Below are 23399 nucleotides of genomic sequence, written 5' to 3' on the forward strand. Positions count from 1 at the left end.
CCCGAGCTCCCGCGGGTATTGATGATGTCTTCGGGATTATGACACTTCTTTGACCGTTTTCCTACGCGGGGTAGGGCTTCTCACGCGACGTAGGGATCGCTGGCCGCCTTGGCCGCCTGCCAGCCGGCGTCCGCCGGGGAGGACCAAGCCCTGGTATCCGTGCCGGGCTCATCCTCGGCGTCGTTCTTGTCCGCCGGGACGTCGGCCTTCTTGAACCAGTCCGACTCGACCGCGGCGAAGATCGGGAGGAACTCCTCCTCCGACTCCAGCGGCGAAGTCCGCACCACCGGCAGCGGGCCGGTGTTGTCGTCGCCCTCGAAGGCGCCGCGGCCGGTCCGCCCGGCCCAGTCGGAGCCGGTCTCCTGCGGGGTGCCGGGCCAGGAGGCGCCTCCCGGCGGGGGCAGATGGCCCGGCCATGGCGTGTCCACCGGGGCCTCCCCGACGTGACCCCGGTTGAAGGGGTTGGTGTCGAAGGGGCCGGCGTCGAACGGTCCCGAGTCGAAGTTCGTGGTCTCGAACGGGTCTCGCTCGGAGGGCGTCTTCTCGAACGGCGTCTTGTCGAAGGCCGCCCGGTCGAACGGTCCGGACTCGAAGGGGCTGCGGCCGAACGGCTCGGGCTGCCCGCCCTGACCGAAGCCGCCGGTGTCGAAGGGGTTGCGGGCGAACGGATCGGTCTCGCCCGGCCGCCCCGAGCCGCCCGCCTCGAACGGGTTGCGCGCGAACGGGTCACTGTCGGCGCTCCGGTTCGGCGGCGGTTCGAAGGGGTTGCGGGCGAACGGGTCGGGATCGAAGCCGACCGTCTCCCGCGGGAAGGACTCGAAGGGTCCGCGCTCGAAGGGGTCGGCGCCGGGGGTGCCGACGCCGGGCGCGTCCGCGCCGAACACGGGAGTGCGCGACGGGTTCTCGAACGGCGTCGGGCTGGCGAGGGCCGGCGCGCCGCCGAACACGGAGGCGCCGAACTGCGGCCCGGTCCCGACGGCCGGCATCGGGCTGGTCAGCTCGGGCTGCGGCATGCCCGGCACACCGGGGAACGCCGGACCGGCGTGGGCCAGCAGCGCCTCGGGCAGCAGCACCATGGCCGTCAGGCCACCGGTGTCCTGCTGGCGCAGCTGCACCCGGATGCCGTGGCGCAGCGCCAGGCGGCCGACCACGAACAGGCCCATGCGGCGGGACACCGACACGTCCACGACCGGCGGGTTGGCGAGCCGGTAGTTGGTCTGGGCCAGTTCCGCGGGGGTCATGCCGATGCCCTGGTCGCTGACGGAGATGATCAGGCCGCCGCCGTCGATGCGGTTGCTCGACACCGTGACCTTGGTGTCGCGCGGCGAGAAGGAGATGGCGTTCTCCACCAGCTCGGCCACGAGGTGGACGACGTCGTTGACCGACTGGCCGACGACCGACGCTCCGGACTGCACCTGGATGTCGACGCGCTCGTAGTTCTCGACCTCCGACAGCGAGGCGCGCACGACGTCGACGATGGGCACCGGCTGACCCCAGCGGCGCGCGGCCTCCTGCCCGGCGAGGACCAGGAGGTTCTCACTGTTGCGGCGCATGCGGGTCGCCAGGTGGTCGAGCTTGAACAGGTTCCCGAGCCGCTGCTCGTCCTGCTCGCCCTGCTCCAGGCCGTCGATCAGGGACAGCTGGCGCTCCACCAGCGTCTGCGTACGCCGCGACAGGTTCACGAACATCGCGTTGACGTTGCTGCGCAGCCGGGCCTCGTCGCCCGCCAGCCGGATGGCCTCGCGGTGGACCTCGTCGAAGGCCCGCGCGACTTCGCCGATCTCGTCGCGGCCGACCACCTGGATCGGGGCGATGGGCGGGACCTCGGCGGCGTCGCCGGCCTCCCGCAGTTTCTGGACCGTGTCGGGCAGGCGGCTGCCGGCGATCTCCAGCGCCTCGCTGCGCAGCCGCCGCAGCGGGCGTACGAGGGAGCGGGCGACGCCCGTGGTGACGAGCAGCACGGCGATCAGCAGGAGGGCGACGGCGACGGCCACGATGATGGCGCGCTGCTGCTCGTCGTCCTTGAGCGACTGGCTCCGCGCCACGATCGCGGAGGTCAGCTTGGCCTCGACGGTGCGCATCCGGTTGATGGGCTGCGACATCGCGTCGTACCAGAGGCGGGTGTCGTCGCGTACCGACAGGTCGAGGCCCTTGAGCGAGAAGCCCGCGTTGGCGCGGTCGAGAATCAGCGTGCGGATGAACTCCGCCTGGTCGACCTTGCCGCCGGTGACCGTGTTGTCGTAGTCGGTCCGCTCCTCGGGGGTGGCGCTCTTGCGGAAGGCACGCAGCTCGCTCTCCTGGGCGGACACGGCGCCGAGGAAGTTCTGCAGCTGGGCCTGCTCGAAGCGGTCGACGGGGAGCACCGTGGTCAGCAGGCCGCGCTGCGCGGAGGCGCTCTCCTTCGCGCGGGCGAGCGCGGCCAGCGTGCCGGCCGAGGCGGCGAGCCTGTCGTCCTGCGTGCTCTTGGCCAGGTCGTCCTGCAAAGCGAGCAGGGTGTCGATGACGAGGGTGTACTGGTCCAGGACCGCTCTGGGGAGCAGGTTCCCTTCCAAGGCCTGACTCCGCAGGGACTCCACGCCGTCGAGCCTGCCGAGGATGTGCTCGATCTCGGTGGAGCCGCGGCTGCCCACCTTCGACCTGACCTCGTTCGCCAGGTCACGCACCGCGGTGGCCGCCTTGTTCGTGATGATGATCTGCGCCTTCACGGCGGCGGTCGCCTTCGCCGGGCGGCCGATCGTCGCGTTCCAGGCGGCCCGGTCGCGTTCCGACTGCAGTTCGTGGGTGAGGCCCGCGACCTTGTCCACCAGCCGTGCCAGGTCACTGGTCTGCTGGTATTCGGACGCCGTGTTCACGGAGGTGATGACCCGAAGGCCGCCGAGCAGCAGCGCCGCCAGGGTGGGAATGAGAATCAGGGCCACAAGCCTGGAGCGCACGCGCCAGTTGCGCAGCAGGAAACGGCTTCCCTCGTCGGGCTCCTGCTCAGCCGGAACCCCGGTCCCGGGGCTCTCGTCGGTCCGGGGGTCTTGTGTCGTCACAGGCTTTGCAACCTCTCGCCGTATGTGCGCACAGGGGGGAGTGTCTCAGCACGGATGGGGCTGGCGTGACGTGCGAGACGTCCTGCAGGCGAGGGTAATTGCAGCACACCGACACCAGGGAGGCCAACCGAACACCCGTGCACAAATAGCCTAGACAGGCATGGAGATGATGTTATTTGGTTAAATATCGGGTCGGCATCAATACCGAATTCTGCCCTGCCGGCTAGGGAAGTGTCTGGCGAACGCCGCCCACGGCTCCCGCCGCATGGTCGCACCGTACGCCGCGAGGGCGGCACCCTCCGGGGTGCCGCCCTCGCCGGACCCCTCTCCGGGGCGAGGTCTGTCGGGGACATGCGTTCGTACGGGGCTCAGTAGGGCCTGCCGTACGCGGCCCGGACGGTCAGCACGTACTCGACCAGGCTGATGAGCGTGGATTTGACGGCATCCCGCGAACGGGCGTCCGTACGGACGACCGGGACGTGCGGAGGCAGGGACAGCGCCTCGCGGACCTCCTCCTCCGAGTGGAGGAACTGTCCTTCCCAGCCGTTCATCGCGACCAGGAATGGCAGCTGCGCCTCCTCGAAGTAGTCGATCGCCGGGAAGCAGTCGGCGAGCCTGCGGCTGTCGACGAGCACGACCGCCCCGATGGCGCCGCGGACGAGGTCGTCCCACATGAACCAGAAGCGGTGCTGACCCGGCGTGCCGAACAGGTAGAGGATGAGGTCCTGGTCGAGCGAGAGCCGGCCGAAGTCCATGGCGACCGTCGTGGTCGTCTTGTTCGGCGTGAGCCCCAGGTCGTCGATGCCCGCGCTGGCGTCGGTCATCACGGCCTCGGTCGTCAGCGGCAGGATCTCGGAGACGGCACCGACGAAGGTCGTCTTCCCGACGCCGAACCCACCCGCCACGACGATCTTCGTCGAGGTAAGACCACGGCTAGAGCCTGCGTAGTCCACTGAGCACCCTTTCGAGCAGGTTGAGGTCTGGCTGTCCCTGGTTCAGCTGCGGCATGTGCAGGCGGACCAGACCCTCGTCGGCCATGTCGGCGATGAGCACACGTGCCACGCCGAGCGGGACCCGGAGCAGCGCCGAGATCTCCGCGACCGATCGTACGGAACGACATAGCATCATGATCGACTCCTGCTCAGGGCTGAGCAGGGAATAGTCATTGCTCTTCAAGGTCACCGATGATACGAGGGTTTCCATCGCCATGTGGTAACGCGGCTCGGATCGGCCACCGGTGACGGCGTACGGACGGAACAGAGGCTCGTCCTCTGTTCCGTCGCGATCACGCATGGCCCGCTCCCACGATCATCGCCGTGACGTCTGCAGCTCGGCGCGCAGCGCCGGAGTGAGCACCTGCCCCGCCCGCTCGACGAGCAGGGTCATCTGGTAGGCCACCAGGCCCATGTCGCAGTCCGGCGCGGCGAGGACGGCCAGGCAGGAGCCGTCGCTGATCGCCATCACGAGCAGCAGTCCCCGCTGCATCTCGACGACGGTCTGCGTCACCGAGCCCCCCTCGAACACCCGCGAGGCGCCGACGGTGAGGCTGAGCAGGCCGGCGGCGACCGCCGCGAGCTGGTCGGCGCGGTCAGGCGGAAAGCCGTCCGATTGGGCCAGCCGCAGGCCGTCCGACGACACCACCACCGCGTGCGCCACGCCGGGCGTGGTGCCGACGAACTCGGTGATCAGCCAGTCGAACCTGCGTGCTTCCACGCTCAGCTCAGTCACGAGCCCTCCTCCTCTTTACCCGACCCTTCGGCGAAACCTCCGGCCGCCTGGGCCCGGCCTCGCCTAACACCCTGCTGGAAGCTGGACAGGCGGTTGCGCACCGCCTCGGCCGAGACCGGGGGACGCGGGGCGGCTGCGGCAGAGCCCTGCGCGCCCACCGAACCGGGCACCAGATTGGCCTTCGGCGTGCGCTTCGGCAAGCCCGCCGCGGTCACGCCGCCCAGCTGGGGATCCCGGGCGCTCGCCGCGGCCTGGAAGCCGCTGTCGGCCCGCGACCGCCACCCGCCGGGGCTTGCGTCCTGCGGGTCGGCGGCACCGGGCGCCGGGGCGGAACCCGGCACCCTGGCGATCTCCCCGGTGCTCTCCCCGGCCTTCTCCTCGTCCTCCTCGGCGCCGGACCGCGCCGCCGGCGCGTCCTGCGGGCCGGTGTCCGAAGGACGCCGGAACCACGCGGACTCGACCGAGGCGAAGATCGGCAGGAACTCGTCGCCCCGCTCCAGCGGCGAATCCTCCACCGAGGGCAGCGGCCCGGTCGACGACGCCTCGTTCCCGGCCGCGTAGGCCCCGGGGCCGCCGGGAGATCCCGGCGCGCCCGCCGCCCCGGCCGTTCCGGTGCCCGACGGGGAGAACGCCGTCGGCCCGGTGCTCGACGGCGAAAAGGCCGTCGGTCCCGTGCTCGACGGAGAGAACGCCGTGGCTCCCGTGCTCGACGGCGAAAAGGCCGTCGGTCCGGTGCCGGACGGGGAGAACGCCGTCGGTCCCGTGCTCGACGGGGACTCCGCCGTGGCTCCCGTGCTCGACGGCGAAAAGGCCGTGGGTCCGGTGCCGGACGGGGAGAACGCCGTGGGTCCGGTGGGCGCGTCCCGCCGCGGGAGGCCGGCCGGTCCTGTGGGCAGCGACGGCCACGAATGCTCCGCGCGGTCCTCGCCGCTCCCGCTCGCGGCCCCGCTCAGCGGCGACGCCGAGGGCCCGGCGGACAGCGGAGGCCACGACGAGTCGGACCGCTCCCCGAACGCGGGGCTCAGGGGATCGCCGTCCGCCGCCCTCCCGGGCGCGCCCGGAGCCGGATGCGGCCCCGAGTGCTCGGTGAAGGTCCCTCCCGCGAACGCACTCTCCGCGGGCCCGGCAGGCGCCTCGGCCGTCGGCGCGCCGAACGCGGTGAACCCGCCCGAGCCGTTGCCGCCGGTCCCGGCACTGCTGAACCCGTCTTCACCGAACCCGGTTCCGCTGGGCCCGGTTCCGCTGGGCCCGGTTCCGCTGGGCACCGGGGGCCTGCGCGATCCGACGCCGCCACCCGCCGCACCGTTGCCGGAGCTCCAGGGTTCGAACGATCCACCCCCGGGCGCGGAGCCGAGCGGGTCCGGCTCGGCGGCGAACGCCTGCCGGGCCGGCAGCCCGGCCGCCGTCTGCCCGGCCGGAACGGAGGGACGCGGCATGACGGGCTGGTCTGCGTTGCTGATGAGCTGGGTGGGGAACAGCACCATGGCGATGACGCCCGCGCCTTCGCCCCGGCGCAGCTGCACCCGGATTCCGTGGCGCAACGCGAGGCGGCCGACCACGAACAGGCCCATCCGGCGGGACACCGACACGTCGATCGTGGGCGGCTCGGCGAGACGGCGGTTGATCTCCGCGAGCTCCTCCGGCGACATGCCGATGCCGGCGTCGGTGACGCCGAGCATCACGGCGCCGCCCTCGACGGGGCTGCTGGAGACGACGACCTTGGTGTTGCGCGGCGAGAAGGCGATGGCGTTCTCCACCAGCTCGGCCAGCAGGTGGACGACGTCGTTGGCGGCGTGCCCGGCGATCGCGATCGTACGGGGGATCCGGACGACGACCCGCTCGTAGTCCTCGACCTCCGACAGCGACGCGCGGACCACGTCGACCAGCCGGGCGGGCTGGCTGCGCTTGCGCGGCGGCTCGTGACCGGCGAGGACCAGGAGGTTCTCACTGTTGCGGCGCATGCGGGTGGCCAGGTGGTCCAGCTTGAACAGGTCGGCCAGGCGCCGGCCGTCCTCCTCGCCCCGCTCCAGGCCGTCGATGAGCGAGATCTGCCGCTCCACCAGCGTCTGCGTACGACGCGACAGGTTCACGAACATCGAGTTGACGTTGGCGCGCAGGCGGGACTCCTCGGCGGCCAGGCGCACGGCCTGCGTGTGGACCTCGTCGAAGGCCTGCGCCACCTCGCCGATCTCGTCGCTGCTGTCGACCGCGATCGGCTGCACATGGGACTCGCGCCCGGGGTCCTCGGACTCGCGCATCCGCCGCACGATCTCCGGCAGTCTCCGCCCGGCGATGTCGAGCGCCTCCGCGCGCAGGCGGCGCAGCGGCGAGACCATCGACCGCGCGATGAGCACGGTCGTGGCGAGCACGAGCACGAGCAGTGCGAGGATCAGGCCGCCGGCGATGAGGGCGTTGCGCTGCTCGGCCGACTGCAGGTCGCGGGCGCGGTCCTGCACCAGTCCCGACACGCGTCCCTCGACGGCCGCCATCTGCTCGATGGCCTTCGTGCTGTCCTGGAACCATTGCTGGGCCGTCCTGTCCCTGCCCCGGTAACGGCTGAGGGACTGGTTCTGCAGGCCGAGCGTGAGCGCCCACGACTTGGTCAGCTCGCTGTTGACCACGTTCTGGTCGGCGAAGAGGGTGACCAGACGGCTCGCCTCGGCCGGCGGGGCCTCCGTGTAGAACGTCGCCAGGTAGCTCTGCTGACGTGACTGCGAGGCCAGGAAGTCCTGCAGCTCGAACGTGGTGAAGGTCTGGTTGCGCTCCATCAGCTCACGCGTGAGGATGGCCCGCTGCAGGGCCGCCTCCTCCTTGGCGTGGGCGAGAGCGTTGAGAGCGCGGATGTTGCCGACGATCGAGGCGTTGTCGTCGTTGTTGCCCAGCTCGTCCTGCAGCCGCAGGATGTTGGCGATCAGGGCGCTGTAGTCCTCGGGCGCGCCGTTGTCGCGGATCCCCGCGAGGCTCGCGATGCGGCTGGAAAGCTGCTGCGCCTGCTCCACCGCACGGGTGCCGTAGTCCGCGTTGAGGTTCTTGAGGTCTGCCCTGACCTGCTGGATCAGCGGGTCGACCGCCGCGCGCTGCTGGGCGCGGGTCACCTCGGTCTCCCCGTCGATGTTGAACTTGCGCCTGCTGGTGCCACCCCAGACGAACAGGTCACGTTCGAGGGCGAGCTGCTCGGCGAGGTCCCGCAGGTGCACCGAGTACTCCGCCGCCGACCTGGTCCGCTGGTAGGCCGTCAGGCTGTCGATCGAGCCGACGACGCGGACGCCGGCGAGCAGCACGGCGACGAGCGTCGGGGCGACGATCAGCGCGGTCAGGCGTGTGGGCACTCGCCAGTTGCGCGGCGAGATACGACTCCGCCGCCTGCGGTTATCGGTATTCGACTGCTCCATGCTCACCGGCCCCGCCATCGTTCGGCATGCCTTCACGCGTCTGGACAGCATGAAGTGACACAGCTATATAAGCGGGGACAATTCGACCACAAGGTCACGATGGCGAGCGGCCCTACCCCTACCGCAGCACCCCAATTGTTACCAAGAGGTGAGGATCGTGACTCAGCTCACCTGAGGGCGGCAAGCACGTGCTCCCGCACCTGCATACGCTGCTGCTCATCGAGGATGGGACGACCCGTTCGATCCGCCACATAGAAGACATCCACCGCTTCTGCGCCCAGAGTCTCCACACGCGCCGCGCGTACGTCAAGCCCGCACTCGCCGAACGCGCGGCCGATCCGCCACAGCAGGCCGGGCCGGTCGTGCGCCCGCACCTCCACCACGCTCGCGGTGTTGGACGCGTCGTCGAGCAGGGTGACGCGGGGCGGCGCGACCGGCACCCGGGAGGGGCGCATCGACCTCGCCCGCCGGGCCAGGCGCTGCTCGATGTCGAGCCGTCCGGCCAGGACGAGGCGCAGGTCGGCTTCCAGCGTCGCGGGGTCCGGCGGCGTGCCGTATTCGGGGGCCACGACGAACTCGATGACCGCCGTCGACCCGGCGGACGCGGCGGAGGCGGAGCGGACCGCCATGCGGTGCGCCGCGAGCACCCCGGCCGCCCGCCACAGCAGGCCCGGCCGGTCGGGCGCGACCACGGTGACCGCGCTCCCGTTGACGCGCACCGCGCCGCCGCCGTGCCGGGCGAGCGCGGCCTGCTCGGGGGAAAGGGCCGGCGCGGGCGCGGGCGGCGTGCCGGACAGCACCGACCGCACCCGCCGCACCAGGTCGGAGACCAGGGACGCCTTCCAGGAGTTCCACGCCGCCGGCCCGGTGGCGGTGCCGTCGGCCACCGCCAGCGCGGACAGCAGTTCGAGCACCTGCCTCGACCCGACGGCCTCCGCGACCCGGGAGATCGTCACCGGGTCGTCCAGGTCCCGCCGGGTGGCGGTCTCCGGCAGCAGCAGATGGTGCCGCACCACGGTCGCGAGGACGTCCACGTCCGCCGCGGGCAGGCCCATCCTGGTGCCGATGTCCCTGGCGACGATCTCGCCCGTGGTGGAGTGGTCGCCCGGCCAGCCCTTGCCGATGTCGTGCAGGAGCGCCGAGATGAGCAGCAGGTCGGGACGCGACACCTCACGGGTGAAGGCGGCCGCGCCGGCGGCGGTCTCGATGAGGTGCCGGTCGACGGTGTAGCGGTGGACCGGGTTTCGCTGGGGGCGGTGACGCACACGCTCCCAGTCGGGGATGAGCTTGACGAGCACCCCCGCCTGGTCGAGCTCCTCCCAGACCGGTACGGCGGCGCGCCCCGCACCGAGCAGGGCGACCAGCGCGCCGCGGGCCTCCGCGGGCCACGGCACGGGCAGCGGCGGAGACTGGGCGGCCAGCGTGGAGACCGTCGCGGGCGCGAGCGGCAGCCCGGCCTCCGCGGCGGCCGCGGCCGCGCGGAGAACGAGCGTGGGGTCGGTGCGCGGGCTGGCGCCGCGGGCCAGCACGACCTCGCCGCCGTGCTCCACGACGCCGTCGGCGAGGGGCCTGCGCCCCCGGGGCGCGGGACCGGTGAGCAGCCGGTCGACCGTGCGCCAGGTGGCGTCGAACGCGTGGGAGACGGTCCGGCCCGCCTCGGCCAGACGGCGCATCAGCGCCTCGGCGTCCAGCAGGCCCAGCGTGCCGGCGACCGCGTCCTGCTCCTGGAGCACCAGGCGGTCGGTGCCGCGCGCGGTGACGAGGTGCAGCCCGTGCCTGATGTCCAGCAGCAGTTCGTACGCCTCGCGCACCCGGGGGCCGGGGGCCGAGGCGACCCAGGCGGCGGCCACGGCCTGCATCGCCTGTACGTCGCGCAGCCCGCCCCTGGCGTCCTTGAGGTCGGGTTCGAGCAGGAATGCCAGCTCGCCGCCCGACTCGGCGCGCTTGTCGGCCGAGGCGCGCAGCTCGGCCAGCCTGCGCCGGGAGTCCGCGCGCCACTCGGCGAGCACGGCCTCCCGCGCGGCCCTGGTCAGCTCGGGGTCCCCCACCACGTGGCGGGCCTGGATCAGGCCGAGCACGGCCTTGAGGTCCTCCCTGGCGACCTTCACCGCCTCGTCCACGGTGCGGACCGAGTGGTCGAGGCCGATTCCGGAGTCCCAGATGGGGTACCAGATGCGGTCGGCGATCCTCGCCACGTCGTCGCGACCGTCGTGGAGCAGGACCAGGTCGAGGTCGCTGCCCGGGGCGAGCTCGCCCCGTCCCAGGCTGCCGACCGCGACCAGGGCGATCCCGCTGATCCCGTTGGGCCCGCCGGCGGCGGGGCCGCCCCCGAGGGGAGCGGCGGGGCCGCGCTCCTCGGGGAGGCCGCCCTTCCCTCCCGATCCCCCCTCCCGCGCGTACGGCCGCATGGCCGCCGTGCGGAACAGATCGGTGAGCCATCTGTCGATGTCCGCGGCCCGGTCCTTGCGGACCGCGGCGAACGAGCGTGCCTCCCCTCTCATCATCCGGTTACAGCGCCTCCGGCCCGCGCTCCCCGGTGCGGACCCGGACGACCGTGTCCACGGGGACCGACCAGACCTTGCCGTCGCCGATCTTGCCGGTCTGGGCCGCCTTGACGATGACGTCGATGACGTCCTCGGCGTCGTCCTCCTCGGCGAGCACCTCGACCCGGACCTTGGGCACCAGGTCGACCTGGTACTCGGCGCCGCGGTAGACCTCGGTGTGGCCGCGCTGACGGCCGTAGCCGCTGGCCTCCGAGACGGTCATGCCCTTGATGCCGAACTGCTCCAGAGCGGCCTTCACGTCGTCCAATTTGAACGGCTTGATGACTGCGGTGATGAGTTTCATGCGTCGACCTTCTTCGCGGACGCGGGCACGGGCCCGTTGACGGAGGCCACTCCCGAGGAGTGGACGGTGCCGAGGTCGTACCCGGTCTCGGCGTGGGTGGTGATGTCGATGCCGGTGACCTCGTCCTCTTGGTCGATCCGGAAGCCCATCGTCTTGTCGATGATCTTCCCGATCACGTACGCCATGATGAAGGAGTAGAGGCCGACCGCGACAGGGCCGAGGGCCTGCACGCCGAGCTGGGAGATCGGGCCGCCGTAGATGAGGCCCTCGTTCTGGCCGTCCGCGAAGGGGTAGCGGGCGATGATGCCGAGCGAGACCGCGCCGATCGCCCCGCCGACCAGGTGCACGCCGACCACGTCGAGCGAGTCGTCGAAGCCGAGGCGATACTTCAGGCCCACCGCGTACGCGCAGACCGCGCCGGCGACGAGGCCGAGCACGAGCGCCGCCCACGGGTCGACGAAACCACAGGCGGGGGTGATGGCGACGAGGCCGGCGACGGCGCCGGAGGCGACGCCGAGGGTGGTGGAGTGGCCGTCACGCAGCTTCTCCACGAGGATCCAGGCGCCGGCCGCGGCGGCCGTGGCGACCTGGGTGTTCATGAAGGCGAGGCCGGCGGTGCCGTCGACGGCGAGCTCGGAGCCGGCGTTGAAGCCGAACCAGCCGAACCACAGCAGGCCCACGCCGAGCAGGACCAGGGTCAGGTTGTGCGGCCGCATCGGGTCCTTGCGCCACCCGGTGCGCTTGCCCAGCACGAACGCGAGCGCGAGGCCCGCGGCACCGGCGTTGACGTGGACGACCGTGCCGCCGGCGAAGTCCTCGATGCCGAGGTTCGCCAGCCAGCCGCCGCCCCAGACCCAGTGGGCGACCGGGAAGTAGACGAGCGTCGCCCAGGCGAGGCCGAAGACGACCCACGCGCCGAACTTCGCCCGGTCGGCGATGGCGCCGCTGATGAGGGCCACCGTGATGATCGCGAAGGTGAGCTGGAAGGCCGAGAACACCAGGCTCGGCATACCGGTGCCGTCGTCCTTGGTGGTCGTGTCGATGAGGCTCTGCAGGCCCAGGGCGTCCCCGCCGCCGATGAGCTTGTTGATGAAGTTGTCCCCGTCGCCGAAGGCGTCGAAGGCCAGCGAGTGCCCGTACAGCACCCAGGCCATGGTGACGACGATGATGCTGACGAACGACATCATCATCATGTTCAGGACGCTCTTCGCCCTGGTCATGCCCCCGTAGAAGAACGCGAGCCCGGGGGTCATCAGCAGCACCAGTGCGGTGGCTGTGATCATCCAGGCGGTGGTGCCGGTATCGATCTTCACCGACGCGGCCCTCCTTACATTTGGCGTGTGGCCGGTTATCACTCCCTCAGTGGGCTTCGCGCGGGGTCACCATCGGCCGGCTGGCGCACTGACGTTGGCGACAGCGTGTTCTTCCGCCGTTTCAGCCCACGACCATGCGTGTTTCACATGTGTGAAACTCGCCGCCGAGGTGTTTCGGGCGGGTTTCGGACGTGCTCAGAACGACAAAACGCGCACCCCCAAGGGGTGCGCGTCGTCACGGCCGGGGTCCCCGGCCCCCGCCGGGGCGGCGGATTACGCGGCGCTGGCCATCTTGCGCAGCCGCACCAGCGCGTCGCGCTCGATGCGCCGGGCGCGGTCGCGGCCGATGCCGTAGCGCTCCCCCACCTCGGTGAGGGTGTGCTCCCGGCCGTCCACCAGGCCGTACCGCCAGCGCAGCATCTCGCGCATCTGGCCCTCCAGGCCGGTCAGCCACTGCTCCAGGCGCTCCTTCTCCAGCGTGGCCATGGCCTGCTGCTCGGGATCCGCCCAGGTCTCGTCGGCGATCATGTCACCGAGCTCGGTCTCGTCCTCGTCGCCCACGCCGAGCTGGAGGGAGACCGGGTCGGAGGCCCAGCGGCGCAGCTCCTGCACCCGCTCGATCGGCAGGTCGAGCACCTCGGCGAGGTCGGCGTCGGTCGGCTCCGCGTCGAACTCCGCCAGCATGTCCCTGCGCACCCGCATGAGCCGCGTCATCTGCTCCCCCGCGTGGGTGGGCAGGCGCACCGGCCGCGCCTGCTCGTGGATCGAGCGGCCCACCGACTGCCGGATCCACCAGGTGGCGTAGGTCGAGAACTTGTACCCCCTGCGGTAGTCGAACTTCTCCACCGCGCGGACCAGCCCGAGGTTCCCCTCCTGCACCAGGTCGATGAGCGGCATTCCCCGGCCGGAGTACTTCCGCGCGACCGCCACCACCAGACGCAGGTTGGCCTGGATGAACTCGTCCTTCGCCCGCCGCCCCGAGATCGCGAGGCGCTCCAGCTCCTCGTCGGTCGCATCCGCGATCTTCGGCTCACGCCGCCCGCTGTCGAGCAACTGCTCGGCGAACAGCCCCGCCTCGATGCGCTTGGCCAGCTCGACCTCCTGCTCCGCGGTCAGCAATGGAACGCGGCCGATCTCGGCCAGATACGTCCCCAGCAGATCCCGGTCAGAGACGTGCTGTTCCTGCGTCCGATTCCCCGTCGCCATCCGATGGCACCTCGTTCCGCCGCCGCGATATGCAATATGTGAGCCGGCGAGCCGGGCGTGTCCGCCCCGCTCGGCACGGCCCCCGGTTTCCTGCTCCTGCCCCGGTAAACGGCCGGTCCAAGGCAAAGATTCCCCAAACGAATACGACCCGGGAATGGTTTCGTTCTCCTCCCCAAGGAGGATGCGGGGCCGGGAAAAAAGGCGATTACCCAGGTCAGGCGGGTTCAAACGAGGCGGCGTCCCATCCGCCAGACCTGCGCCACCAGCGGAACCCCCGGCCGGTACGCCAGGTGGACGTACGACGGGGCCTCCAGGATGACGAGGTCCGCGCGGGAGCCTGCGCACAGGGCGCCCACGTCGGTGCGCCGCAGCGCCCGCGCGCCGCCGCGGGTCGCCGCCCGCACGGCCTCCAGCGGCGTCATGCCCATCTCGCGTACGGCCAGGGCTATGCAGAACGGCATCGAGGTGGTGAAGGAGGAGCCCGGATTGCAGTCGGTCGCCAGCGCCACGGTGACGCCCGCGTCGAGCAGCCGCCGCGCGTCCGGGTACGGCGACCTGGTGGAGAACTCCGCGCCCGGCAGCAGGGTGGCGACCACCCCGCTGGCGGCGAGCGCGTCCACGTCGGCCTCGGTGAGATGGGTGCAGTGGTCGGCGGAGGCCGCCCCCATCTCGCAGGCCAGCCGCACCCCGGGGCCCTCGCCCAGCTGGTTGGCGTGCACCCTGATCCGCAGCCCGGCCTTGCGTCCCGCCGCGAGCACCTCCCTGCTGTGCTCCTCGCCGAACGCGCCGCGCTCGCAGAACACGTCCACCCACTTGGCGTACGGCGCGCACGCCTCCAGCATGGGCCCGGTCACGAGCCGGACGTAGTCGTCGGCGGTCGTCCCCGGCGGGACGACGTGCGCGCCGAGGAACGTCGTCTCCTCGGTGAACTGGCGGGCGATCTCCAGGCTGCGGCGCTCGTCCTCGACCGTGAGGCCGTATCCGCTCTTGATCTCGAACGTCGTCGTGCCCTGCATGGTCATCTCCGCGACGAGCAGCGCGGTCGTCTCCACGAGCTCGGGGACGGTGGCCTCCCTGGTCGCGGCGACGGTCGAGCGGATGCCACCCGCCGAGTAGGGCCGGCCGGCCATCCGCGCGGCGAACTCCGCGGTGCGGTCGCCGGCGAAGACCAGGTGCGCGTGGCTGTCCACGAAGCCCGGGACGACGGCCCGTCCCTCCACGTCGACCCGCTCGTCGGCGGGCGGGGCGTCGGCGGAGCGGCCGATCCAGCGGACCACGCCGTTCTCCGCGACCAGCGCGGCGTCCTCGATCTCCTCCCGCTCGGGGTCCGCCGTGTACAGCAGCCCGATGCCCGTGAAAACGACTGATGTCATGCCGCTCGGCCCCACGTCTCCTGATCCTCGCCACCCCGCGAACGGCGCAAACCTCACCGCTGCAGCGGGGCGAGCGCGTCGCGCAGCAGCGCCCCGGCGTCGCCGAGCACGTGCCGCCCGTCCTCCACGATCCGCCGTCCGCCGGCGACCACCGAGTGCACGTCGGGGGCGGTGGCGGCGAACACCACCGACTCCACCGCCGAGGCCTTCGTCGCGCCGGCCGTACGGACCGAGTCGAGCCGTACGGAGACGAGGTCGGCCCAGGCGCCGGGCACCAGGCACCCCGCGTCGGGGAAGCCCAGCGACGCCTGTCCGGCGGCGGTCGCGGCGTGCAGGAGCTGCGCGGCCGGCCAGTGCCCGCGCTCGCCCGTGACCAGCCGCTCGTCCAGCTCCACCGCCCGCGCCTCCTCGAACAGGTCGATGACCGCCTGGCTGTCGGTGCCGAGTGTGACCGGCGATCCGGCGTCCAGCAGCCGGCGAGCGGGGCCGACGCCGTCGGCGAGGTCGCGTTCGGTGGTGGGGCACATGCACACATGGGTGGTGGAGCCGCCGAGCAGCGCCACGTCCACGTCGGACAGATGGGTGGCGTGCACCGCGGTCGAGCGCGGCCCCAGCACGCCGTGGTCGTGCAGCACCTGGACGGGCGTGGCCGAGTAGATCTCCACGCACGCCTCGTTCTCGGCCCGTTGCTCCGACACGTGCGCGTGCAGCGGCCCGGTGTGCCGGTGGGCGAAGTCGACGACGACGTGCATCTGCTCGGGCGGCACCGCCCGCACGGAGTGGATGGCCGCGCCGATCTCGACGTCCTCCTCGCCCTCGTAGACCCGGGCGAGCTCGTCGGCCCTGGCCGCCCAGCGTTCCGCGTCCCCGTCGCCGAAGCGCAGTTGGGTGCCGGTGAGCGCCTCGCCGATGCCCCCGGTCAGATAACAGGTGTCGAGCAGGGTGACGCGCAGCCCGGCTCGCCTGGCCGCCTCGACCAGCGCGTGGCCCATCGCGTTCGGGTCCGCGTACGGCCTGCCCCCGGGGCCGTGGTGGAGGTAGTGGAACTCGGCCACCGTGGTGATCCCGGCGAGCGCCATCTCGGCGTACGTCGCGGTGGCCAGGGCGAGGTAGCGGTCCGGGTCGAGCGCCTCGGCGGCCGCGTACATCCGCTCCCGCCAGGTCCAGAAGCTGCCGCGACCTGCCTGGGTGTGGCCGCGCAGCGCGCGGTGGAAGGCGTGCGAATGGCAGTTGGCCAGGCCGGGCAGGGTCAGCCCGGCCAGCCGTACGGCTCCCGGGGGAGGCGCCGCCTCGGGCCTGATCTCCGCGATGCGCCGGCCCTCGACGCCGACGACGACGCTCTCGACGATCTCGCCCGGCGACAGCCACGCCATCTCGCACCAGTAAGTCACGTGCACCGGTCCTCCAGGTGGGCGGTGTGGCGGTGCTGCCACTGCTGTCGAACGTGCGTCCCCGCGCCTCGCGCGGCCGTCAGCGGGTCGGTCCCGCCGCCGGCCGTACCGTGATCTCGGTGACGTGGGCGTCGGGCGTGGCTGTCACCGCGGCCAGCACGGCCCGCGCCACCGATTCCGCCTCCAGATACCTTCCCGGCTCGTACGGCCCCTCCTCCTGGGCACGCACGTCCCTTTGCATGTCCGTGTCCACCCGGCCGGGAAAGACGGTGGTGACGCGCACGCCGTGGGCGTTCTCCTCCTCGCGCAGCACGTCCGCGTACGCGCGGAGGGCGAACTTGCTGGCGGCGTAGGCCCCCCAGTTGGGGTTGGCCCGCTGCCCGGCGCCGGAGTTGATCAGCACGACGTGCCCCCGGGCCGCGCGCAGCGCGGGCAGCAGCAGGCGGGTCAGCTCGGCGACCGCGATGACGTTGACCTCCATCGTCCGCCGCCAGACCTCGGCCGGGACGTCGGCGAGGTGGCCGAGCCTGGCGATGCCCGCGCTGTGCACCAGCAGGTCGAGCCGGTCGATCCCCTCCACCTCGGCCGGGGTGAGCTCGGTGAGCTCCACCGCCCAGGGGCGGGCCGCCGGCAGCTCGGCGCACATGGCGTCGAGCGCGGTGCCGTCCCGCCCGCCCAGGAGAAGTTCGTGCGTCGGGGCGAGGGCACGGGCGATCGCCGCCCCCACGCCCCGCGAGGCGCCGGTGATCAAAGCCGTGGGTCGCATGGACCTCACCTTAGAGCGTCCCGTAGATCTCCCCCGGCACCGGCGTCACCGCCGCGGGTGCTGATCCTGGGAGTGCTGCTCGACGGGCCGCTACACGGCCGCGGCCGGCGCGCCGGTGGAGGCCGTACGAGGAGTCGACCTCCGGGTCGCCGAAGGCGAGATCGTCGGCGTGCTCGGCCCCAACGGCGCCGGGAAGACCACGACGATCCGCATGCCTGGCGACGCTGGTCGCGCCCACCGGCGGCACCGCGACGGTGGCCGGGCACGACCTGCTGACCTCACCCGAGCAGGTGCGGCGCCGCATCGGCTACGTCGGCCAGGCCGGCGGGGTCGACGAGACCAACACGCCCCGGGCCAATCTCCGGCTCGCCGCCCGGGTCAACGGCCTGGCGGCGGCCGAGGCCGCCACGCGCACGGACGAGCTTCTCGCGGCCTTCGACCTGACGGGCCCGGCCGACCGGCCGGCCCGCACCCTGTCCGGCGGCCAGAGACGGCGCGTCGCGATCGCGCTGGGCCTGGTCCACCGGCCGCCGCTGCTGCTCCTCGACGAGCCCACGACCGGTCTCGACCCGCAGAACCGGGCCAACCTCTGGGAGCAGATCAGGACGCTGCGCGACGGCGGGACGAGCGTCCTGCTCAGCACCCACTACCTGGACGAGGCCGACGCGCTGTGCGACCGCCTGGTCATCGTCGACCACGGGCTCGTCGTCGCGGCCGGGACACCCTCCGAGCTCAAACGCGAGATCGCCGGCGACGTCGTGTCCCTGCGCGTGTCCGGCACCGACGAGGCGGCGCGGGTGCTGGACGGCCTGCCGTACACCAGAGAGGTCAGGGCCGACGGCGGCCTGCTGCGCGTCTACCTGGACGACGGCGAGCGGGCACTGCCGCACCTGCTGACCGCGCTCACCGGGCAGGGCCTGGCCCTGGAGTCCGTGGCGCTCGACCGGGCCACGCTCGACGACGTCTTCCTGCACAGGACCGGCCGCTCGCTGCGCGACGCGGCCTGACCCCCGAAAGGCCCGACGATGCTGAAGCACACCGGCCTGTTCCTTGCTCACGAGCTGCGCAACACCGCCCGCAATCCGGTCTGGCCGCTGTTCGGCCTCCTCCAGCCCGTCCCCTATCTGCTGCTGTTCGCCCCGCTGCCGGCCAACACCATGCCCGGCGTGCCGGACGAGCGGACGCTCGCCCTGTTCACCCCCGGCGTGATGGTGATGATCGCGCTGTTCGGCTCGCTGTTCGTGGGCTTCGGCATGATCGCCGAGATCCGCACCGGGGTGCTCGAACGGCTCGCCGCGAGCCCCGCGAGCCGTCCGGCCATCGTCCTCGGCCGGACACTGCGCGACATGGCGGTGCTCGCGGTGCCCGCCCTGGCATGGTCGGTCCGCTCCATGCGCCACCTCGCCGGCTAGCCGTTCTTGAGGAAGGCCAGCAGGTTGTCGTTCAGGGCGTCCTTGTGCGTCACGAACAGGCCGTGCCCGGCGGTGGGGTACTCCTTGTAGACCGCCCCGGGCACGAGGGCGGCCGTACGGCGGCCGGTCACCTCGACCCGCGCCGAGGTGTCGGCGGCGCCGTGCACGACGAGCGCCGGCACGCCGATCTCCCGCAGCCCGGCCCGGTGGTCGGCGTGGTAGAGCGCCTCGAACACCCGCGACGTCGCCCACGGCGAGGCCGACAGGCACTGCGCGAGCGTCCAGTCGACGAGCGCCGGCGACACGTCGTTGCCGAGGTGCGTGGCGAACCACGCCTGCGCCTGCCGGGCGAACCACTTCGGCCGGTCGGTCGCGAACTGGGCGAGCGTCGCCCGCAGCGCCTCCTCGGGGGCGCCCTCCGGGTTGTCCGCGGTCCGCTTGAGGAACGGCAGCACGGCGCAGACGAACGCGACCCGGGCGACGCGCTCCTCGCCGTGCCTGGCGAGATAGCGGGCGATCTCGGCGCCTCCCGCCGAGTGCCCCACCAGCGTCACGCGGCGCAGGCCGAGGTGCTCGATCAGGGAGGCCACGTCGTCCGCAAGGCTGTCCAGGTCGTAGCCCGTGGAGGGGCGGTCGGAGCGGCCGTGCCCGCGCCGGTCCAGCGTCACGCACCGGTAGCCGTGCTCGACGAAGAACGGAAGCTGGTACTCCCACATGTCGCTGTGCAGCACCCAGCTCGCCAGGAAAAGGATCGGCTCGCCCTGCCCGTAGTCCTCGTAGGCCAGCCGCGTGCCGTCGAAGGTCTCGAAGAACATGTCCACTCCCGCTGTCTCGTATCGACAACCGGAGTCTGGCCGGGCGAGGTCAGAAGATCGATTACGCGAGAGGTAAAGCACGGCGGGACGCCCCGGCCTGAGCGGCCGGGACGCCCCGCCTCCGACCCGTGTCACCCGGACGCGCCCGCACGCGCGTTTGCTCCGGGAACCGGGCGGTGGTGAAGGAGAGGTTACGCACCACCGATCTTCCCGGTCTCCGGTCGAAAGAAGCTGTGGCCCGGTGTAAGGGCTGCTCACGGCTTCGCCATCGGCGTCTGCGGAGGTTCGCGGGCCGCCGGTCAAGACGGGACGAGGAACTGTGTGGCGGCCAGCTCGCGGTAGAGCTCGTCGGCCGCGACCAGCTCGTCGTGGGTGCCCCAGGCCCGCACGCGGCCGGCCTCCATCACCACGATGCGGTCGGCCCCGGTCACGGTGGACAACCGGTGGGCGATCACCAGGACGGTCGTCTCGCGCGCCACCTCGGCCACGACCTCCCGCAGCCGCATCTCGTTGACCGCGTCGAGCTGGGAGGTCGCCTCGTCGAGCAGCAGCAGCCCTGGGCGGCGCAGCAGCGCCCTGGCGATGGCCACCCGCTGCCGCTCGCCGCCCGACAGCAGCACCCCGCGATGGCCGACCTGCGTCTCCAGTCCCTCGGGCAGCCGCTCCACCAGGTCGTCCAGTCGCGTACGGGCGAGCGCGTGGGCGATCTCCTCGGGGGTCGCGCCGGGCGCGCCGAAGACGAGGTTCTCCCGGAGCGTACCGGCCAGCACCGGGGCGTCCTGCTCGACGTACCCGAGCATGGCCCGCAGCTCGCCGAGCGGCCAGTCGCGGATGTCCCGCCCGCCGACGGTGATCGATCCCTCCTGCGGCTCGTAGAACCGCTCGACGAGGCCGAACACCGTCGACTTGCCCGCGCCCGAGGGGCCGACCAGCGCGGTCATGCCGCCGGCGGGCGCCTCGAACGTCACACCGTGGTGGACCACCGGGCGGTCCTCGCCGTAACGGAAGACGACCCCGGAGAACGTCACCCCGACGGGCTCGCCTCCCGTCCGCGTGACGGGGGCGGCGGCGGGCTCGGTGGGCAGCGTGGCGATCTCCTGGATGCGGGTCACCGCGGCCAGTCCGTTCTGGATCTGCGTGAGGCTCTGGACGATCTGGCCGATCGGGGAGACCAGGTAGAAGAGGTACATGAGGAACGCGATCAGGGCGGAGATCTCCATCTCCCCCGCCGCCACCCGCGCGCCGCCGACCCCCAGCACCGCCAGGAACGCCAGCTGGATCGACATCCACGCGCCGATCCCGGCCAGCGAGGTCCACGCGGCGGCGGCCACGCCCCGGTCGCGCGCCTCGACGGCCGCCGCGCTCACCGCCGCGGTCTCCCGCGCCTCCGCCCCGCCGGCCTTGACCGTACGGAACGCCTGGAGGGCGCGGTCGAGCACCGAGCCCATCTCACCGAGCGCCACCTGCGCCTGCAGGGAGGCGCGGCGGATGCGCGGGGCGATGACCACGCCCAGGAGCCCGACCAGCGCGACGACGGCGAGCGTGACGACCAGCAGCAGGCCGTCCATGATCGCCATCATCACGGCGGCGCCCAGGAACGTGAAGACGGAGCCGACCAGCGAGGCCAGCGCGTCCGTGCAGACGGCGCGCAGCAGCGTGGTGTCGGAGCCGACCCGCGACAGCAGGTCGCCGGGCTTGAGCCGGTCCACGTCGGAGACCCTGAGCCGCAGGATGCGGTCCACCAGGCCGCGGCGCGAGTCGAGCACGATCGTCTCGCCCATCCGCTCCAGCAGGAACCGCCCGGCCGCCGAGATCACCGCGCCGGCCAGGACCGCGAGCGACAGCCCGAGCACCGGGCCCACCAGCGCGCCGCCCTCGCCGAACGTGTCGATCACCCGCTTGGCCATGACCGGCATGGCGAGCCCGGTGAGACTGCCGACGAGGCTGAGCACGCCGCCCAGCAGGAGCACCCGCCGGTGCGGGCGCACCTGGTCGAACAGCAGCCGCCAGGAGGCGCGCTCCCCCAGGGACGCCTTGGTCCCCGGTCCGGGCCGGCCACCGCCGGGGCCGTCGCCGTCCGTCCCCATGGAGCCCCCTCGCGCGAACCCGGCGTGCGATCTCCCGGAGACACTAATTCACCGGAAACGCCGGTGCGCGCGGGGATTCAGGCGTCCCGGATCAGTCCACGTCCGGCACGTCGAGGTCGAACTCGGCGTCGCCGTCGTCGACGCGGCGCAGCTTGATGTCCTCGGCCCAGGCGTACGCGAAGCGGCGCACGGCGGCGACGCCCTCCTCGTCCAGGCCGCCGAACGCCTCGTCGGCGAGCAGGTCGACGGTCTCCAGCCGCTCGACCAGGTCCTCCACCCGCCACTCGTCGTCGAACTGCTCGCCGAGCTGTTCGAGCAGGCGGAAAGGGTACAGGCCGGACACCGAGGCGACGTCGGCGAAGTCGCGTGGCAGGCCGCGGTCCTGCAGGGCGCGGACCTTGAGACCCACCGCGTCGTCCAGGCCCACCACCCGGCAGGGCCCGGCGTCGGCGGGCCGGTCCCGCAGCGGCTCGCGGAGCAGGGCGACCTCGCACGACTGGCCGGTGATCTCGTCGGTGACGACGACGCGGCCGATACGGGCGCCCGCCTCGCACACCTCGGCCGACAGGCCGGTGCTCCGGAACGCCTCGGCCAGCGCCCCGCCGATGTCCGCCAGCGGCGCCTCTCCGCCGGTGGCGAAGGTGAGGTCGCCGACCTGCCGAGACGTGCATCCGTGCGCCAGCAGGGCGTAGCCGCCGGCGAGCAGCAGGCCGTACCGGTCGAGGACGGGCCGCGCGTCCTCGATGAGGCGCAGGTGGAACGGGGGCGCGGAGAAGGCCGGGGACACGGTCACCGTCTCAGTATCGCGTCCGCACCCACTGTGACGACGCGTCATCCGGGCACCCCGTAGAGCAGGCGGATCTGCCGGATGGTGTCCATGATCTCGTACCACGTGAGGCACAGGTCGGCCTCGGCCTCCTCACCGCGCGCCTCGGCGGCCATCAGCCGGTCCCCCGTGAGCAGCGCCGCCTCCCGCTTGAGCTGGGCCGCCATCCGTTGGAACATCAACCGCTCGCGTGACTCCATTACCGCCCCTCCCGCCCCCCAACAGTTCTCACACATGGGTGAAATACCCATAGAACCGGCCGAAATGCTCATGGGGAGATCCGCGCACCTCACAGAGGTTCCGGCGGGTGACTCAGCGGGCCCGGGGGCGGCCCGGCCGCCCGTGCCGCACGGTGTGGTCGGCACCCGGCCGGGGGCGCGGGGACACCACCCGCCGCCGGTGGCGCCGCGGAGGCAGCACGGGCGCGGGCAGGTCGTGGCGGCCGGAGACGAACTCCTGCACCGCGATCTTCGCCCTGATGACCGGGCGGCGCCAGCGTTCCTCCCGATGGACCGCCTTGGCCATCAGTCGCGGCCGTGGCCGTCTCGCCCGCTCGGAGTAGCACCAGCGGGCCCACGGCGAGCCGGGACGCGCCACCCGCACCGCCCCCACGTACAGCAGCGGCGGCACGAACAGTCCCAGCAGGCCGCTCCAGATCTTCCCCTTCAGCAGGGTGACCACGGCGAAGACGAGGTTGACGACGAGGAACGCCGAGGCCTTCCAGCCCCCTCCGCCGTCCGCGCCGTCCGCGCCGTTCCAGGCGAGCGGGCGCAGCCCGAGCAGCAGCAGGCCGGTGGCCGCGATCGCCACGAAGACCGCGTCCACGGAGGCGCGGCCCTCCTCCTGCCAGTAGACGTCGCGCAGGTGCAGGATCAGCGCGAACTCGTCGAGCACGAGGGCGGCGCCCACGCCGAACACGGCGGAGGAGAAGGAGTACCACCCCGTGGACACGTCCGACAGGACCAGCCCGGCCACCCCGCCGAGCAGTGTGAGCACCACCCCGAACACGACGTGGTGGATGTGCATCTCGCCCACGCTGACGTTGCCGAGCCACCGCACCCGCGCTCTGATCAGCCGTACGTTCACCCGCGTGAAGACGAACGCCGTTATCAGCGCGACGAAGAAGCAGAACAGCGGCAGACGGTGCGCCTCGATGATGCGTTCGTGAAACCAGTCGGTCATGAAGCGATCCCCCGGCCTCCGATGCT

Annotated in this window: 19 protein-coding genes and 1 pseudogene; 3 read left to right on the plus strand and 17 right to left on the minus strand. The window is 72.3% G+C overall.

The window, feature by feature from the left end; genetic code table 11:
• Positions 1-80: 80 nt before the first annotated feature.
• From AB0J39_RS17780 to AB0J39_RS17835, 12 genes are all read right to left on the minus strand, one after another.
• Positions 81-3035, minus strand: a complete 2955-nt coding sequence (locus AB0J39_RS17780; RefSeq protein WP_363465700.1) for a nitrate- and nitrite sensing domain-containing protein — start codon at positions 3033-3035, stop codon at positions 81-83.
• 368 nt (positions 3036-3403) lie between these two features.
• Positions 3404-3940, minus strand: coding sequence for an ATP/GTP-binding protein (locus tag AB0J39_RS17785; RefSeq protein WP_310742229.1), 537 nt, complete (start codon positions 3938-3940; stop codon positions 3404-3406).
• A gap of 28 nt (positions 3941-3968) precedes the next feature.
• A complete protein-coding gene (locus AB0J39_RS17790; protein ID WP_030510865.1) occupies positions 3969-4328 on the minus strand; it encodes a DUF742 domain-containing protein in 360 nt (119 codons plus the stop codon).
• A 15-nt stretch (positions 4329-4343) separates the two neighbouring features.
• Positions 4344-4754 (minus strand): roadblock/LC7 domain-containing protein, encoded by a 411-nt coding sequence (locus tag AB0J39_RS17795; RefSeq protein ID WP_346226269.1) that lies wholly within the window; start codon positions 4752-4754, stop codon positions 4344-4346.
• 5 nt (positions 4755-4759) lie between these two features.
• Positions 4760-8092 carry a nitrate- and nitrite sensing domain-containing protein gene (locus tag AB0J39_RS17800; RefSeq protein ID WP_363465703.1) on the minus strand — a complete coding sequence of 1111 codons (3333 nt, stop codon included), beginning with the start codon at positions 8090-8092 and terminating at the stop codon, positions 4760-4762.
• A 230-nt stretch (positions 8093-8322) separates the two neighbouring features.
• Positions 8323-10659, minus strand: a complete 2337-nt coding sequence (locus AB0J39_RS17805; protein ID WP_363465706.1) for a [protein-PII] uridylyltransferase — start codon at positions 10657-10659, stop codon at positions 8323-8325.
• A gap of 4 nt (positions 10660-10663) precedes the next feature.
• Positions 10664-11002: a P-II family nitrogen regulator gene (locus AB0J39_RS17810; RefSeq protein WP_030510869.1), complete on the minus strand. Its 339-nt coding sequence runs from the start codon at positions 11000-11002 to the stop codon at positions 10664-10666.
• Entirely contained in the window at positions 10999-12315 is a 1317-nt protein-coding gene (locus tag AB0J39_RS17815) for an ammonium transporter (RefSeq protein ID WP_363465708.1), read from the minus strand. The genes AB0J39_RS17810 and AB0J39_RS17815 overlap by 4 nt, the downstream gene beginning before the upstream one ends.
• A gap of 273 nt (positions 12316-12588) precedes the next feature.
• On the minus strand, positions 12589-13521 hold the full coding sequence (locus AB0J39_RS17820) for a sigma-70 family RNA polymerase sigma factor (RefSeq protein WP_363465711.1): 933 nt from the start codon (positions 13519-13521) through the stop codon (positions 12589-12591).
• 224 nt (positions 13522-13745) lie between these two features.
• On the minus strand, positions 13746-14894 hold the full coding sequence (gene hutI, locus AB0J39_RS17825) for an imidazolonepropionase (protein WP_363465713.1): 1149 nt from the start codon (positions 14892-14894) through the stop codon (positions 13746-13748).
• A 53-nt stretch (positions 14895-14947) separates the two neighbouring features.
• A complete protein-coding gene (locus AB0J39_RS17830; RefSeq protein ID WP_363465715.1) occupies positions 14948-16291 on the minus strand; it encodes a formimidoylglutamate deiminase in 1344 nt (447 codons plus the stop codon).
• Between the two features lie 73 nt (positions 16292-16364).
• Complete coding sequence (locus AB0J39_RS17835) at positions 16365-17051, minus strand: SDR family oxidoreductase (RefSeq protein WP_169981951.1); 687 nt, start codon at positions 17049-17051, stop codon at positions 16365-16367.
• A gap of 115 nt (positions 17052-17166) precedes the next feature.
• On the opposite strand from AB0J39_RS17835, the pseudogene AB0J39_RS17840 reads away from it, so the two are divergent.
• The 3 genes and pseudogenes from AB0J39_RS17840 to AB0J39_RS17850 form a co-directional block, all read left to right on the plus strand.
• Positions 17167-17223: pseudogene (locus tag AB0J39_RS17840) on the plus strand (hypothetical protein); the annotation flags it as partial.
• 82 nt (positions 17224-17305) lie between these two features.
• The gene (locus AB0J39_RS17845) at positions 17306-18058 is read left to right on the plus strand and encodes an ATP-binding cassette domain-containing protein (protein ID WP_363465718.1); all 753 of its coding nucleotides are present in this window, start codon (positions 17306-17308) and stop codon (positions 18056-18058) included.
• Positions 18059-18076: 18 nt separating this feature from the next.
• On the plus strand, positions 18077-18463 hold the full coding sequence (locus AB0J39_RS17850) for an ABC transporter permease (protein ID WP_363465720.1): 387 nt from the start codon (positions 18077-18079) through the stop codon (positions 18461-18463).
• Here AB0J39_RS17850 and AB0J39_RS17855 read toward each other — a convergent pair.
• The 5 genes from AB0J39_RS17855 to AB0J39_RS17875 all read right to left on the minus strand — a co-directional run bounded on the left by AB0J39_RS17855 (position 18460) and on the right by AB0J39_RS17875 (position 23373).
• Positions 18460-19278, minus strand: a complete 819-nt coding sequence (locus tag AB0J39_RS17855; RefSeq protein WP_363465722.1) for an alpha/beta hydrolase — start codon at positions 19276-19278, stop codon at positions 18460-18462. The genes AB0J39_RS17850 and AB0J39_RS17855 overlap by 4 nt on opposite strands.
• A gap of 299 nt (positions 19279-19577) precedes the next feature.
• Positions 19578-21365 (minus strand): ABC transporter ATP-binding protein, encoded by a 1788-nt coding sequence (locus AB0J39_RS17860; protein WP_363465724.1) that lies wholly within the window; start codon positions 21363-21365, stop codon positions 19578-19580.
• Between the two features lie 91 nt (positions 21366-21456).
• Positions 21457-22158, minus strand: a complete 702-nt coding sequence (locus AB0J39_RS17865; protein ID WP_363465726.1) for a hypothetical protein — start codon at positions 22156-22158, stop codon at positions 21457-21459.
• Between the two features lie 38 nt (positions 22159-22196).
• Positions 22197-22391, minus strand: a complete 195-nt coding sequence (locus AB0J39_RS17870) for a hypothetical protein (RefSeq protein WP_363465728.1) — start codon at positions 22389-22391, stop codon at positions 22197-22199.
• A 112-nt stretch (positions 22392-22503) separates the two neighbouring features.
• Complete coding sequence (locus AB0J39_RS17875; RefSeq protein ID WP_363465730.1) at positions 22504-23373, minus strand: hypothetical protein; 870 nt, start codon at positions 23371-23373, stop codon at positions 22504-22506.
• Positions 23374-23399 lie beyond the last annotated feature (26 nt).

Origin of the sequence: Microbispora sp. NPDC049633 (genome assembly GCF_040675265.1) — a bacterium.
Classification (GTDB): Bacteria; Actinomycetota; Actinomycetes; order Streptosporangiales; family Streptosporangiaceae; genus Microbispora; species Microbispora maris.

Excerpts from the sequence above, each read along its gene's own strand:
- AB0J39_RS17790 (WP_030510865.1), bottom strand. The coding sequence starts at position 4,328 with ATGCGTGATCGCGACGGAACAGAGGACGAGCCTCTGTTCCGTCCGTAC.
- AB0J39_RS17805 (WP_363465706.1), bottom strand. The coding sequence starts at position 10,659 with ATGATGAGAGGGGAGGCACGCTCGTTCGCCGCGGTCCGCAAGGACCGG.
- AB0J39_RS17810 (WP_030510869.1), bottom strand. The coding sequence starts at position 11,002 with ATGAAACTCATCACCGCAGTCATCAAGCCGTTCAAATTGGACGACGTG.
- AB0J39_RS17820 (WP_363465711.1), bottom strand. The coding sequence starts at position 13,521 with ATGGCGACGGGGAATCGGACGCAGGAACAGCACGTCTCTGACCGGGAT.
- hutI (WP_363465713.1), bottom strand. The coding sequence starts at position 14,894 with ATGACATCAGTCGTTTTCACGGGCATCGGGCTGCTGTACACGGCGGAC.
- AB0J39_RS17835 (WP_169981951.1), bottom strand. The coding sequence starts at position 17,051 with ATGCGACCCACGGCTTTGATCACCGGCGCCTCGCGGGGCGTGGGGGCG.
- AB0J39_RS17850 (WP_363465720.1), top strand. The coding sequence starts at position 18,077 with ATGCTGAAGCACACCGGCCTGTTCCTTGCTCACGAGCTGCGCAACACC.
- AB0J39_RS17855 (WP_363465722.1), bottom strand. The coding sequence starts at position 19,278 with ATGTTCTTCGAGACCTTCGACGGCACGCGGCTGGCCTACGAGGACTAC.
- AB0J39_RS17860 (WP_363465724.1), bottom strand. The coding sequence starts at position 21,365 with ATGGGGACGGACGGCGACGGCCCCGGCGGTGGCCGGCCCGGACCGGGG.
- AB0J39_RS17870 (WP_363465728.1), bottom strand. The coding sequence starts at position 22,391 with ATGGAGTCACGCGAGCGGTTGATGTTCCAACGGATGGCGGCCCAGCTC.
- AB0J39_RS17875 (WP_363465730.1), bottom strand. The coding sequence starts at position 23,373 with ATGACCGACTGGTTTCACGAACGCATCATCGAGGCGCACCGTCTGCCG.